Source organism: Afipia felis ATCC 53690 (genome assembly GCF_000314735.2).
GTDB lineage: Bacteria > Pseudomonadota > Alphaproteobacteria > Rhizobiales > Xanthobacteraceae > Afipia > Afipia felis.
Genome location: NZ_KB375270.1, coordinates 2,790,847 through 2,803,808 on the forward strand (window position 1 = coordinate 2,790,847; position 12,962 = coordinate 2,803,808).

The 12,962-nt window shown below is 63.6% G+C and carries 12 protein-coding genes and 1 tRNA gene; 5 read left to right on the forward strand and 8 right to left on the reverse strand.

The features are described from left to right. Window positions 1–7: 7 nt before the first annotated feature. From HMPREF9697_RS13210 to HMPREF9697_RS13235, 5 genes are all read right to left on the reverse strand, one after another. Window positions 8–1,534, reverse strand: a complete 1,527-nt coding sequence (locus HMPREF9697_RS13210; protein WP_002717732.1) for an AMP-binding protein — start codon at window positions 1,532–1,534, stop codon at window positions 8–10. Further along, complete coding sequence (locus tag HMPREF9697_RS13215) at window positions 1,527–2,072, reverse strand: (2Fe-2S)-binding protein (RefSeq protein ID WP_002717733.1); 546 nt, start codon at window positions 2,070–2,072, stop codon at window positions 1,527–1,529. The genes HMPREF9697_RS13210 and HMPREF9697_RS13215 overlap by 8 nt, the downstream gene beginning before the upstream one ends. Then, window positions 2,060–2,887, reverse strand: a complete 828-nt coding sequence (locus HMPREF9697_RS13220; RefSeq protein WP_002717734.1) for an FAD binding domain-containing protein — start codon at window positions 2,885–2,887, stop codon at window positions 2,060–2,062. Before HMPREF9697_RS13220 ends, HMPREF9697_RS13215 begins: the two co-directional genes overlap by 13 nt. Further along, a complete protein-coding gene (locus HMPREF9697_RS13225; protein ID WP_002717735.1) occupies window positions 2,884–5,886 on the reverse strand; it encodes a xanthine dehydrogenase family protein molybdopterin-binding subunit in 3,003 nt (1,000 codons plus the stop codon). The genes HMPREF9697_RS13220 and HMPREF9697_RS13225 overlap by 4 nt, the downstream gene beginning before the upstream one ends. A 413-nt stretch (window positions 5,887–6,299) precedes the next feature. After that, window positions 6,300–6,384 (reverse strand) — tRNA-Leu (locus HMPREF9697_RS13235). Between the two features lie 159 nt (window positions 6,385–6,543). On the opposite strand from HMPREF9697_RS13235, the gene HMPREF9697_RS13240 reads away from it, so the two are divergent. Continuing rightward, window positions 6,544–7,509 (forward strand): complex I NDUFA9 subunit family protein, encoded by a 966-nt coding sequence (locus HMPREF9697_RS13240; protein ID WP_002717736.1) that lies wholly within the window; start codon window positions 6,544–6,546, stop codon window positions 7,507–7,509. Window positions 7,510–7,555: 46 nt separating this feature from the next. Here the strand turns inward: HMPREF9697_RS13240 and HMPREF9697_RS13245 are convergent, their stop codons facing one another. After that, window positions 7,556–8,362, reverse strand: a complete 807-nt coding sequence (locus HMPREF9697_RS13245; protein WP_002717737.1) for an undecaprenyl-diphosphate phosphatase — start codon at window positions 8,360–8,362, stop codon at window positions 7,556–7,558. A 201-nt stretch (window positions 8,363–8,563) separates the two neighbouring features. On the opposite strand from HMPREF9697_RS13245, the gene HMPREF9697_RS13250 reads away from it, so the two are divergent. Then, entirely contained in the window at window positions 8,564–9,256 is a 693-nt protein-coding gene (locus HMPREF9697_RS13250; protein WP_002717739.1) for a glutathione S-transferase family protein, read from the forward strand. A 40-nt stretch (window positions 9,257–9,296) separates the two neighbouring features. Here the strand turns inward: HMPREF9697_RS13250 and HMPREF9697_RS13255 are convergent, their stop codons facing one another. After that, entirely contained in the window at window positions 9,297–10,088 is a 792-nt protein-coding gene (locus tag HMPREF9697_RS13255) for an alpha/beta hydrolase (RefSeq protein ID WP_002717740.1), read from the reverse strand. A gap of 177 nt (window positions 10,089–10,265) precedes the next feature. On the opposite strand from HMPREF9697_RS13255, the gene HMPREF9697_RS13260 reads away from it, so the two are divergent. Together HMPREF9697_RS13260 and infC are read left to right on the forward strand one after the other, a co-directional pair. Continuing rightward, on the forward strand, window positions 10,266–11,555 hold the full coding sequence (locus HMPREF9697_RS13260; protein ID WP_002717741.1) for a glycosyltransferase: 1,290 nt from the start codon (window positions 10,266–10,268) through the stop codon (window positions 11,553–11,555). Window positions 11,556–11,666: 111 nt separating this feature from the next. Then, window positions 11,667–12,206, forward strand: coding sequence for a translation initiation factor IF-3 (gene infC / locus HMPREF9697_RS13265; RefSeq protein WP_085947216.1), 540 nt, complete (start codon window positions 11,667–11,669; stop codon window positions 12,204–12,206). 108 nt (window positions 12,207–12,314) lie between these two features. Here infC and HMPREF9697_RS21655 read toward each other — a convergent pair whose 3' ends face one another. Beyond that, window positions 12,315–12,440: a hypothetical protein gene (locus HMPREF9697_RS21655; protein ID WP_002717743.1), complete on the reverse strand. Its 126-nt coding sequence runs from the start codon at window positions 12,438–12,440 to the stop codon at window positions 12,315–12,317. Window positions 12,441–12,742: 302 nt separating this feature from the next. Between HMPREF9697_RS21655 and rpmI the strand changes: the two genes are divergently transcribed. Then, a complete protein-coding gene (gene rpmI / locus HMPREF9697_RS13270; RefSeq protein ID WP_002717744.1) occupies window positions 12,743–12,943 on the forward strand; it encodes a 50S ribosomal protein L35 in 201 nt (66 codons plus the stop codon). The last annotated feature ends 19 nt before the right edge of the window (window positions 12,944–12,962 follow it).

The following is a 12,962-nucleotide window of genomic DNA, read 5'->3' on the forward strand; positions in this document are numbered from 1 at the left end:
TTTGAACTCAGAGGGTGGCGGTTTCATATTCGCCGGACACAAGCTTGCGACGCAGCAGCTTGCCGACGGGCGATTTCGGGATTTCGCGAACGAAGATGAATTTCCTCGGCCGCTTGAAGTTGGCGAGCGACGATGTCGCGCAATAGGCATCGAGGTCTTCTGCAGTTACCGGCGTCTTCGCCGCGATGAAGGCGGTGACGATCTTGCCCCAGCGCTCGTCAGGAAGACCGACAACCGCGACCTCCGACACCGCCGGATGCAGCGACAGCATGCTTTCGATCTCCACCGGCGAGACGTTTTCGCCGCCGGAGATGATCATGTCGTCGAGCCGGCCGGTCACGAACAGGTCGCCGTCCTTGTCGAAATAGCCGGTGTCCGAGCTGAAGAACCAGCCGTCGCGCAGCGATTTCTCGTCGGCTTCTGGCCGTCGCCAGTAGCCCTCGAACGCCTCGTCGCCCGCGAGCAATGCGATGATCTGACCTTCCTGGCCGGGCGGTACGATATCGTTCGGCCCCTTGGCGTCGAGCGCGACGACGCGGATCATCTGGTTGATGCCCGACTTGCCGGCGCTGCCGGGCTTGCGCCGGGCGTTCTGATCGATGGTGCAGGTGTAGATTTCCGACGACCCGTAATGATTGACGAGAAGGTCGGGCTTGAACAACCGGTCGAGCTGCTGCAGCAGGTGGTCGGTCATCGGCGCGCCAGCGAAGCCGAGCTTGCGCGCAGTCTTCACGCGCTCCGGCGCGAAGTCCGGGTGGCGGACGATGTCGTGATACAGTGTCGGCACCAGATAGAGATTGTCGATTTTCTCACGCTCGATAATGGCAATCGCCTCGCCGGCATCGAACTTCGGCATGCACACGAACGTGCCATTGGTCAGCACAGACGCCAGCAGCGAGCGCACACCCATCGTATGATACAGCGGCATTACGCCGAGGGTCCGCTCGCCATAGCCGTAGAGATTCTGCGCGATATGCGCGATCGCCGCGGCGCGCTCGGCACGCTGGCGGCGCGGCACGCCTTTCGGCCGCGACGTGGTGCCGGACGTATAGAGCATGATCGACCATGCCTCGGCGTCGGCGCGCGGCTTCGCGCCGGGCGCGTCGCTGCTGACGAGATCGGCAAAGCTCATTTCGCCGTCACGGCATTCGTCGAGCGTGATGCGCGGCAGGCTCGCATCGAGTTCGGCGCCACGCACGCCTTCCGCCGAGACGTCTTCGAACACAATCGCGCGGGCTTCGGAATCCGTCACCGCGTAGTTCACTTCATCGGCCTTGGAGCGCCAGTTGACCGGCGTCAGGATCACGCCGGAAAACTGACAGGCCCAATGCAGCACGGCGGCCTGCCACCGGTTGCGCAACGCGCTGACCAGATGATCACCCGGCTTCAGTCCAAGGCGGTCGAACGATGCGACCAGACCCGAAATGCGCTTGTAATAATCGGCATAGGTCAGCCGCACGTCGCCATCGACAATCGCTTCGCGATTCGGCTCGCGTTCGACCGCCGCAAGGAACGTGGTGCCAAGATCAAGCATGCGCCTTCCCCCGTGTATTTTCTTGAACGTTTGATTTGGAATCGCCGAGCAGCCGCTGCTGAGCGGCAAGCGCGGCCTTCATGATCGGTGCGTAGCCGGTGCAGCGGCACAGATGACCCGACAGCACTTCGCGAATCTCGTCCGCGCTTGCCTCCGGCTGCTCGCGGAACAACGCGTCGAGCGTCATTAGAAAACCCGGCGTGCAGAAGCCGCATTGCAGCCCGTGATGGTTGCGGAATTCATCCTGCAAAATCGAAAGCGTCGTCCCGTTATCGGGCGACAGGCCCTCCACCGTGCGCACATCGCAGCCATCGGTCTGCACCGCGAGCGCGAGGCAGGACCGCGCCAGTCCGCCGTCGATCTGAACCGTGCAGGCGCCGCAGACACCATGTTCGCAGCCGACATGCGTGCCGGTCGCGCCGATCTCGTGACGCAGGAAATCACTGAGCGTCATGCGCGGCTCGGCCATGCCGGAGACGAGCTTGCCGTTCAGCGTGAACGAAACGCGATGCGGCTGGTCGGCCTTCAGGCGCGGCATCGGGCGGCCTCCTCGATCGTTCGGCGGCCCAGCTGGCGGATCAGATCGCGCCGATAGCGGCCGGTGGCGTGGAGATCATCGCGCGCGTCGAGATCCCAGGCATATTGATTGAGCGCATCGGTGAAATCGGGCGCATCCGGCAGCGGCAATGCGCGCACCGTCGGCACGTCGGCCACGCCGCCGATGCCGAGCGTGGCCTTGTCGCTATCGACCACCGCCGCGCAGGCGACGATGGCAAAGTCGCCATGACGGCGTCCCACCTCCGTGAAGGCATAGCCCGTTCCCGCAACGGCCGTCGGGAACGACACCGCCTCGATCATCTCGTCGTCGGCCTTCGCCGTCGCCATCATGCCGGTGAAGAATTCGCTTGCGGCAAGTGTCCGACGCTTCTTGCGCGTGCGCAGATGAACGCTGCCACCGAGCGTCATCAACGACAGCGGCAGTTCGGCCGAGGGATCGGCGTGCGCGATCGATCCGCAGATCGTGCCGCGCGCGCGGGTCTGTGCGTGACCAACCCAGGCGAGCGCACCGGCGAGCAGCGGCTGACGCCGCGCGAGTTCGGGATGCCGCTCCAGTTTCGCCTGTCGCACGGCAGCACCGATACGCAAGGTTTTGCCGTCATCGTCGATGCGGCGCAGCGCATCGACATGCATGATGTCGACGAGCAGGTTCGGACGCGCGAGCCGCATCGCCAGCATCGGCATCAGCGACTGGCCGCCCGCGATGATCCGCGCATCGCCGCCTTCCTCGCGCAACGCGTCCAGTGCTTCATCGATCTCGCCGACGCGCAGATAATCGAACGGCGCGGGCTTCATCGTCCCACTCCCATCAGCGCGAGCAGCCGCCGGATGGCGCTCATCAACGGCGAGCCCCGCTTGCCGCTCGCCTTATTGGCGAGCGCCTCGAAAAACTGGCCGATGACGACCTTGGCCGCGCCGTCGAGCAGACGTCCGCCGATCGAGGCGACCTTGCCGCCGACCGCCGCCTCGTAAGTGTACGCAACGGTTGTCTTGCCGTCGGCTTCGGTGAGCGTGATGAAGCCGGTGCCGCGACCCGAGCCGAGCGCACCTTCGGTGCCGCCCGACAGCGTCACCGATTCAGGCTCGTTCATGTCCGAGAGCTTGATCTTCGCCTTGTAGCGGCCCTTCACCGGGCCGATGCCAAGCGTGACGTCGGCGTGGAATTCGCTCTCACCGACTTTCTCGACATTGTGCGCGCCCGGAATGACCGACATCAACGTGGCGGGATCGAGCAGCATGTTCCAGATCTGCTGCCGTGACGCTGCGACCACAGCCTTGCCCGATCCGGTCAGCGCGCGCTCGCCAGCCTTGGCGGCGCTTGCCTTCTGAACAACTGGCGGGTTTTTCGGTTCGGGCTCCGCACCGTGAACATGAGGCGCAAGCTTCGCCGGGGTCACCGGCAAGGTGATATCCTCGACGCCCAACGCATCGGCGATCGCATTGGCGATGCAGACCGGCGTCGACATGCAATTGCCCTCACCCACGCCTTTGGCGCCGAGCGGCGTGAACGGCGACGGACTCTCATGATGAAGGATGCGCAGTTCGGGCACTTCCATCATGGTCGGGATCAGATAATCCGCCAGCGTGCCGGACGACAGGCCGCCATCCGGCGCGTAGCTCGATTCCTCGTAGAGCGCCGCGCCGAGCGCATGCGCGAAGCTGCCCGTCACCTGCCCCGCCACCATGCCCGGATGGAGAATGCGCCCACAGTCATGCATCGTGACGTAACGGTCGATCTTCACCTCGCAGGTCGCACGGTCGATCTCGACCGCGCAGATGTCGAAGATGAAGCCGTGGCACAGCGAGGAATTGACGCGGTCGTCCTCGGTCGGCGCGGTGAGTTGCGGCGGCGACCAGAACACCGTCTCGCGGATGGTCTGATCGATGCCCTGCGGCAGTTCGGCGGGTGCCCAATGGCTCGACGACGCAACACGTGCGAACGGCAGCGATTTGGCCGGATCGCCCGCATGGATGCGGCCATTCTCAAACACGATGGCGTCGAGATCGGCGTCGAGAAGCCGGGCGGCCACGGCGGCAAGCTTGCCGCGCAGTCGCGTCGCGGCGATCTGCGTTGCGCCAGCAACGGCGGCGGCAAAACGGCTGGAATAATTGCCGGATGCGATCGACCAGGAATCGCGCGCGGTATCGAGTTCGGTGATGACGCGGATGTCGCTCGGCTTCAGCCCGAATTCGTCGGCAACGACTTGAGAGAGTACGGTGCGATGGCCCTGCCCCTGCGGCGTGGACGCGACGTGAACCGCGACCGAGCCGACGGCATCGATGCCGATGGTGGAGGTCGCCTGCGCGCCGTTCTTGGGGCCTGCCTTGGCCCGCTGCTCCGGCGTCAGCACCGCCGTGATGTAACCCATGTTCGAGACGCTGGGCTCGACCACCGCCGCATAGCCGATACCGTAAAGCCGCCCCTCGCGGCGCGCGGTTTCCTGGCGCGCCTTGAGTTCGGCCAGCCCTCCCTCGTCGATCGCGGTCGCCACCGCGGTCGGGTAGTCGCCGCTGTCGTAGAGCGCGCCGGACGCGGTGCGGTAAGGAAAGGCCTTCGCGGGAATGAGATTGCGCCGAAGCACGTCAAGCGGATCGAGCTTCAGCGCCAGCGCGATCTTCTGCACCAGCCGTTCGAGCGCGAAATAAACCTGCGGCCCGCCGAACCCGCGGTTGAGGCCGGTCGGCATCTTGTTGGTCAGCACGATACGGTTGCGGATGCGCAGATGTTCGATCGCATACGCGCCCGTCATGTTGCCGTGCATGCGATAGAGCGTCGCCGGCTCGGGCGCACGCAGATGCGCGCCGGTGTCTTCAAGCTGATCCCAGTCGAGCGCGAGGATGCGGCCGTCCTGCGCGACCGCCGCCGTCAATGTCGTCTCGCGGTTGGTTGCGACCGCGGACGCCATCAGATGTTCGAGGCGATCCTCGATCCATTTAACCGGCCGTCCCGCAACGCGCGCGGCGATTGCGGTGAGCACCACATAGGGAAAGACCGCCTGCTTGACGCCGAAGCTGCCGCCGCTGTCGCCGGGCGTCCGCAGCCGTAGGCGGTTCCCGGGCACATTGAGCGCGCGTGCCATCACCGCATGAAGCGAGAATGGCCCCTGAAAATTCGCGATGACATCATAGCTGTCGGTGCCCGGTTCGTAGTCGGCGATCACGCCGTAGGTCTCGATCGGGGTGCAGGCGTTGCGCGGATAGGTAATGTCGATGCCGACGCGGTGCGCCGCCTTGGCGAAAGCGTCGTCGGGATCGCCATAAACGTAAGAGCGTTCGTTGGCGAGATTCGAACCAAGCTTCTCGTGCAGCACCGGCGCGTCAGCAGCGAGCGCCTCTTGCGGATCGATCACCGCCGGCAGGGGTTCGTAATTCACCTCGATCAGGTCGAGTGCGTCTTCGGCGATATAGCGGGTGTCAGCGACAACCATCGCGACCGGTTCGCCGTAATAGCGCACCTTGTCGACCGCGAGCGGCCAGCATTCGACCGGAATCTTCAATCCTGCGACGAGGGGCGAGCCGAAGCGCTGAAGCTCTTTCGCCGTCACGACGGCATGGACACCGGGCAGCGCCAGCGCCTTGCTGGTGTCGATGCCGAGCAGCCGGGCGTGTCCATGCGGCGAGCGGAGGATCGCGCCCTCGGCCGTGCGGGTGCTGACGCCGAGATCGTCGATATAGCAGCCCCGGCCGGTCAGCAGTTGCCGGTCTTCGTCACGCGGCAGCGACTGGCCCGTCCAGCGCGCAACTGGCCGTTGACCAACATTCACGTCAGCAACAGCGGTGGAATTGCCAGTCACGAACATCCTCTTAGCCGCGTCACCTTCAGGACCTCCGATGGCACGCGCGCGGGAAAATGCCCGGCACGCCCTATCAGAGCAAATAATCGATACTTATCCCTATAATCAGCAATTATGATGCAATGTTCCTCCGCATGCGGCGATTGATGGCTGCCGCCCCGCTGCTGCTCGCACCATTCAGGATGGACGATAGGACGATATCCGGGAAATTTCAGCCCGCGATCTGCACATGCGTCCGCGCGGCGCGTGCCTTGCCAGGCATCCCGCTTCAGCGAAGCACGTTGTGCGATCTGCGATTGAGCGGCGCTTTCCTCGCACAGGCTTAAGACTGTGCCCATGACCTCCAGGCCGGAGAGCTTGCGCCTTCTGATTTTGCGGGAGCGTCCGTGGACCAGACGTTCAGAAAGAATGGATGGTGCCCAGGAAAGGACTCGAACCTTCACGCCTTGCAGCACAGGTACCTGAAACCTGCGTGTCTACCAATTCCACCACCTGGGCGTGAGGCGGTTAGTAAGGACCGACCGCGCGCTTGTCAAATTCCCAAGAAAATTCCCCGACCGGTGGCACCATGGCCCCTGTACAGCCCAGAACCGATGGCGTATCGCAAAATCCGCAAATACCCGCTCGGGTTACCCTTATCGAGGCAGGAATTCGACCATGACAGCCCCCATCGACACCCTCGTCACCGTATTCGGCGGATCGGGTTTCCTCGGCCGTCATGTTGTCCGGGCGCTGGCGCAGCGGGATTACCGGTTGCGCGTCGGCGTGCGCCGGCCGGAATTGGCCGGCCACCTGCAGCCGCTCGGCAAGGTCGGGCAGATCAATCCGGTGCAGGCCAATGTCCGCTATCCGGCCTCGCTCGATGCGGCGATGCGCGGCTCGCGCGTCGTGGTCAATCTGGTCGGGATTCTCTCGGAAGGCGGCGCCCAGCGTTTCAACGCGGTACAGGCGGAAGGCGCTCGCGCCATCGCGGAAGCTGCTGCGCGAATCGGCGCCCGCGTGGTGCACGTCTCGGCGATCGGCGCGAATGCTAATTCGGCCTCCCGCTACGCCACCTCCAAGGCGCTCGGCGAGCAGGCCGTGCTGGAAGCCACGCCGGATGCGACCATCATCCGTCCTTCCATCGTGTTCGGGCCGGAAGACCATTTCACCAACCGCTTCGCCGCATTGGCACGCCTGTTCCCGGCGTTGCCGCTGATCGGGGCCGACACGAAACTGCAGCCGGTCTATGTCGGCGACGTCGCCTCGGCGATCGCCGATGCGGTCGACGGCAAGACCAAGGCGGGCGCCACCTATGAGCTCGGCGGACCGGAAGTCATGACGATGCGCGAGGCCATCGAACTGATCCTGCGGGTTGCCGAGCGCGATCCGATGCTGGTGCCGCTGCCGTTCGGGCTCGCGAAGCTCCAGGCGGCGTTCCTGCAATTCGCGCCGGGCGACCTCAAGCTGACGCCGGATCAGGTCGAGATGCTCAAGACCGACAATGTGGTGTCGGATGCGGCGAAGAGTGCGGGCCTGACGCTGGAAGGTCTCGGCATTGCGCCGGAATCGATGGCGGCGGTGCTGCCGTCCTATCTCTGGCGCTTCCGCAAGACCGGCCAGTTCGCCCACAAGAGCGCCTGAGTATTGCCGCCCCGCGCAGGCGGGGGCGACAATCTATTGTTCCGTGTTAGGCCCCCAGCGCGAGCGCGATCAGGCCGAGCGTGCCGACGATCACGCGCCACCACGCGAAGAACGTGAAGCCGTTGCGGGTGACGAAATCGAGGAACGACCTCACCACGATAATCGCGGTGATGAACGACACCACGAAGCCGACCACGATGATCAGGGAGTGATCCATCGTCATGTCGCCGCGGCCCTTGTAAAAATCATAGACGAACGCGCCGATCATGGTCGGAATCGCGAGGAAGAACGAAAACTCCGCCGCAGAGCGTTTGTCGGCGCCGAACAGCATCGCCGCCACGATCGAGGCGCCTGAGCGGGACACGCCCGGAATCATCGCCGCACACTGCGCGATGCCGATGCCGAGATACATCGGCAGCGGGAACGTCATGGCATTGTGATGACGTGGATTGAGGTCCTGCTGATCGACCCACAGCAGCACCGCGCCACCTGCGATCAGCGAGAAGCACACCACCCAAGGATTGAACAGCACGCTCTTGATGAAGTGGCCGAAGATCAGGCCGAGTATGACGGCAGGTAAAAACGCGACCAGCACGCCGATCACGAAACGCCGCGCGGCGGGATCGGTGAACATATGGGTCGCGACATGCCAGAGGCGCTGGAAGTAGATCACCAGAATGGCGAGAATCGCGCCGAGCTGAATCAGCACCGCGAATGTCTTCCAGAAATTATCCTGGTCGAGATTGAAGATTCGCTCTGCAAGCAGCAGATGGCCGGTGGAGGAAACCGGCAGGAACTCGGTGACGCCCTCCACGATACCGAGGAACAGCGCCTTCAGAAGATCAGCCAACATCAGGAGAATCCATGGTGCCGGGGTGGCCCGCGTTTGTGACTTATTCGCTGCCCCCCCGCAATGCGGAAAACATGCAAAGATACCTTGCCCCCGGCTCACGCTCGGTTAGGTTCGGCACCTTGCTCGCGGGCCGCCACCAAGCGAGAGCAGAAAGCCTTTTTTAAGGCTCTCTTTAAGAATCTTCCGGCTAACACGGTGCCTATGATTACCCTTTTCCATCACGCCTTCTGTCCCCATTCACGTTTCGTGCGTCTTGCGCTCGGCGAATACGGACTGGAATCCGAACTCGTTGAGGAGCGGATTTGGGATCGGGACGAAGCGTTTCTGGCGATGAATCCGGCCGGCACCACGCCCGTGATGATGCTCGACGGCGAGCCGCCGATTCCGGGCGCCGCGATCATCGCCGAATATCTGGACGAGACCTACGGCGCGCAGCTCCGCGATCGTCGCATGATGCCATCGAACTCGCCCGATCGCGTCGAGGTCCGGCGGCTGATGTCGTGGTTCAACGACAAATTTTACGATGAGGTCAGCGGCCCGCTCGTCACCGAGCGCGTCTACAAGCGCTTCATGAGCGCCGAACAGGGTGGTGGTGCACCTTCGACGGACGTGATGCGCGCAGCGCGGTCCAACCTGCGCTACCATCTCGCCTATATCGGCTGGCTCGCGCGCACGCGAAATTTTCTCGCCGGCGACCGCCCGACCTATGCCGATCTCGCGGCTGCCGCGCATCTGTCGGCAATCGACTATCTCGGCGACGTGCCGTGGAGCGAGGATGACGCCGCGAAGGCCTGGTATGTGCGGATCAAATCGCGCCCCTCATTCCGTCCGCTCCTGAACGAATGGCTCGCGGGCCTGCCCGCACCCGCGCACTACATCGATCTGGATTTCTGATCTCACGTTTGCGCATCGTCCGGAATGATGCAACCGGACGTCAGCCTTCCGCCAATTCCGTCACTGCCGCCAGAATGCGCGCGATGTCCTGCGGTCGCGACAGACGGTGATCGCCGTCCTGCACCAGTGTCAGCACCACATCGTCGCTTGGCAGGCAGTGCGTCAACTTGAAGGCGTGCTGCCAGGGCACGTCCTCATCCTGCACGCCCTGCAGAATGCGGACCGGACAACCGACATCGAGCATGCCGTTAAGCAGGAGATGGTTGCGACCCTCCTCGATGAATCGTTTGGTGATCGGATATGGCTCGCCGTAGTCGGACGGGCGATACCACACGCCGTTGCGCTCCATCTCTTCCCGGATCTCCGGCGTGAACCGCTCCCACATCAGATCTTCGGTGAAGTCAGGCGCGGGGGCGATCAGCACGAGGCCCTTGAGCGTCGCGCGCGATCTGGCTTTCTGCGCTGCCATCGCGCGCGCAACCAAAAGCGCCATCCAGCCGCCCATCGAAGAGCCGATCATGATCTGCCCGCCTTCGCAGCAGGCCTCGACGACAGCGAGGCTTTCCTCAAGCCACGCGCCAATGGTGCCATCCTTGAAGTCACCGCTGGATTCGCCGTGGCCTGAGTAATCGAAGCGGACGCAGGCGCGACCATGTTGTTGCGCGTAAGCGTCGAGCTCGCGCGCCTTGGTGCCCAGCATGTCCGACTTGAACCCGCCGAGCCAGACGAGACCGGGGCCGCCTCCTTCACGACGGCGCACCGCGATGCGGCGTTCGCCATGCGACGTTCTGACATCTATGAAATCAGGCGGAGCGTCAGCGGGAAGGGTCATCGGAGAGCCGTCATGATGATTTTGCGGATCGCTTGTATCGTGCGATGATGATCGACCGTGTTATTGATGGTGCGATCATGTTCGTCAACGCCCCGGTCACATTCCCTTTGCATTCCAGCAATCTGCTGTGCGCCCGCCTCGCGCCGATCGCATTCGCCTGAACGAGACACGCACCCGATGCCGGATCCTTCCGCGGCAACACACCGTCTATCCGAGACCGATCCGCAATCCGGGCACGGCGGCCATGGCGCAGATCGGAACGGCACGGCGCCGCACCCCTCACAGAACACGCAGACCCGCGCGCTCACCGTTCTGATCGCCGTGCCGACGCTGGAATCCGGCGCGTCCGATCTCAATGCGCTGGCGCTCACGCAATATCTCGCGGCGCACGGTCACCATCCTGTCGTGGTGTCGCAAGGCGGCCGCCTCGTGCCGGAGATCGTCGCGGCAGGTGGCGAATTCATCGAGATGAATGTCGCGAGCCGCAATCCTTATCGGATGCTACGTTGCATGCGGCAGTTGTCGCTGCTGATCGCGAACCGCCATTGTGATGTCGTCCACGCACTCGGCCGCGCACCGGGCTGGAGCGCCTATCTCGCGGCGCGCGCGCAGCGACGGCCGTTCGTCACCACATGGTTCAAGGGTTTTCGCGAGCAGAACCGGCTCAAGCGGTTCTATAACAGCGTGATGGTGCGCGGCGACCGCATCATCGCCGCGAGCGACGATCTCGCCGATCTGATCCGCGACCGCTACCCGGCCGTGCGCGAGCGGATCATGACGCTGCCGCTCGGCTTCGATGCAACCGCTTTCGATCCCGACCGCGTCACGCCGGAGCGCATCGCGCGCATTCGCCATGCGTTCGGTGCCGGGACGGACACCCGCATCATCCTCGCGCCGGGCCGCATGGTCCGCCGCAAGGGCCACCATCACATCGTGCAGGCAGCGGCGTGGATGAAAGCCGCTGGCGTCCGGGATTTCCTGATCGCCTTCACCGGCGAGGATCAGGGCCGCACCCATTTCACCGGGCAATTGTGGGATCTCGTGCTCTCGACCGGTACCACCGACGTGGTCCGCTTCGCCGGACTGAGCGACGATCTGCCGGCGGCGCTCGCGGTCTCGGCGGCGGCGGTGTTCGCCTCGACCCAGCCGGAAGGCGCGCTGCGCACCATCCTTGCGGCGCAGGCGATGGGCGTTCCGGTCATCGCCTCCGATCTCGCAGCCGGTTCCGGCATCATGCTGGCCCCGCCCGCCATCAGCGAGGACCGGATGACCGGCCTCCGTTTCCCGGCTGGCGATATCGAAGCGCTGGCGACGGCGCTGACACGCCTTCTGAATCTGTCCGATTCAGTACGGCGGGCTATCGGCGCGCGCGGCCAGGCGTGGGTTTCCGACCTGCAGGAGCCCGCGGCTGTTGCCGAACGGACTCTTCGTCTCTACATGGAACTGACAGCGGCACGGACACCGTGACCGGAATGCGGCTCTCCGGCTTTTTCGCACGGGCCGCGCTCGGTTGCCTTGCTCACGTCACCGAATTCCTTCAAAATCATCGCTTCTTTCAATAATCGTGGAGACCCTCCCATTCGCCGTCCTAACAGAGCCCCGCCCACAGTCGCCAAAGATGGGCCCCGCACCAATGATGAGATTCGGAATCTCGAAGTCCAACTGATCGATCAGCACGGCGTCAATGTCGGCGTGACCGAAACGTCGGTCGCCGTGAAGATGGCGATGGAAGCCGGCATGGATCTCGTGGAGATTTCGCCGAACAACTCCCCGCCGGTCTGCAAGATCATGGACTACGGGAAGTACAAGTTTCAGGCGCAGAAAAAGGCCGCCGAAGCGCGCAAGAAGCAGAAGATCGTCGAAATCAAGGAGATCAAGCTCCGCCCGATGATCGACGACCACGATTACGACGTGAAGATGCGCGCGATGCTCCGCTTCTTCGAGGAAGGCGACAAGGTCAAGATCACGCTGCGCTACCGCGGCCGCGAAATGGCTCACCAGGAGATCGGCACCAAGCTGCTCGACAAGGTGAAGGCCGCCGTCGCCGATATCGCCAAGGTGGAGCAGGACGCGAAGTTCGAAGGCCGCCAGGTGGTGATGGTGCTCGCACCGCGCTGAGCACCGTGGATCGGACCTTCAAGCGACCAAGACAACGAAAAGGCGCCCGTAGGGGCGCCTTTTTCAGTTTAGAAACCAGAAGCTCCAGCAGCCTAAAAACCGGCCTGCTTAAAATCCCCGCGCGATCAGGGCGCCGATCACCAGCGCGCCCGCACCGAGCCATACGGCCAGACGGCCGGCATCGGCTTGAATCGCGGCAACCTTGACCTTGGCACGGCTCTTCGTTTTCGGCATTTCAAATCCTTCCGTCTCGGTGATCCCAAGAATATGGGGGCTTTGGACGATTCTCCAATGCGACATAGCATGCGCAGGCCTCATGGCAGGATGGCGGCAGACGCCGTTTGGCGTTGCAAATTGGGCCTTGCTCTGCCATAAGCCCCATCTCATCGCCCGGCTGATCAAGGGCTGCCGTGGCGATGTTTTTTGCTGGCTTTGCCATACGGGCAAATTACCCAAGCAATTCAACGCTCTAGCGAGCATTCAGTCACTCCGGCGAGCCGTTTCGGCGCGCGGATGGTGGCGTTAAGGAGAGCCAAATGCCCAAGCTGAAGACCAAGTCGGGCGCCAAAAAGCGCTTCAAAGTGACCGGAACTGGCAAGGTGGTATCCGCCCATGCAGGCAAGCGCCACGGCATGATCAAGCGGACCAAGAAGCAGATCCGCCAGTTGCGCGGCACGCGCGTTCTGTTCAAGACCGACGGCGACAACATCAAGCAGTACTTCCTGCCAAACGCCTGATCCACTTACGCCGCGTCCG

Excerpts from the sequence above, each read along its gene's own strand:
- HMPREF9697_RS13215 (WP_002717733.1), bottom strand. The coding sequence starts at position 2,072 with ATGCCGCGCCTGAAGGCCGACCAGCCGCATCGCGTTTCGTTCACGCTG.
- HMPREF9697_RS13220 (WP_002717734.1), bottom strand. The coding sequence starts at position 2,887 with ATGAAGCCCGCGCCGTTCGATTATCTGCGCGTCGGCGAGATCGATGAA.
- HMPREF9697_RS13210 (WP_002717732.1), bottom strand. The coding sequence starts at position 1,534 with ATGCTTGATCTTGGCACCACGTTCCTTGCGGCGGTCGAACGCGAGCCG.
- rpmI (WP_002717744.1), top strand. The coding sequence starts at position 12,743 with ATGCCCAAGCTGAAGACCAAGTCGGGCGCCAAAAAGCGCTTCAAAGTG.
- HMPREF9697_RS13245 (WP_002717737.1), bottom strand. The coding sequence starts at position 8,362 with ATGTTGGCTGATCTTCTGAAGGCGCTGTTCCTCGGTATCGTGGAGGGC.
- HMPREF9697_RS13250 (WP_002717739.1), top strand. The coding sequence starts at position 8,564 with ATGATTACCCTTTTCCATCACGCCTTCTGTCCCCATTCACGTTTCGTG.
- HMPREF9697_RS13240 (WP_002717736.1), top strand. The coding sequence starts at position 6,544 with ATGACAGCCCCCATCGACACCCTCGTCACCGTATTCGGCGGATCGGGT.
- HMPREF9697_RS13260 (WP_002717741.1), top strand. The coding sequence starts at position 10,266 with ATGCCGGATCCTTCCGCGGCAACACACCGTCTATCCGAGACCGATCCG.
- HMPREF9697_RS13255 (WP_002717740.1), bottom strand. The coding sequence starts at position 10,088 with ATGACCCTTCCCGCTGACGCTCCGCCTGATTTCATAGATGTCAGAACG.
- HMPREF9697_RS21655 (WP_002717743.1), bottom strand. The coding sequence starts at position 12,440 with ATGCCGAAAACGAAGAGCCGTGCCAAGGTCAAGGTTGCCGCGATTCAA.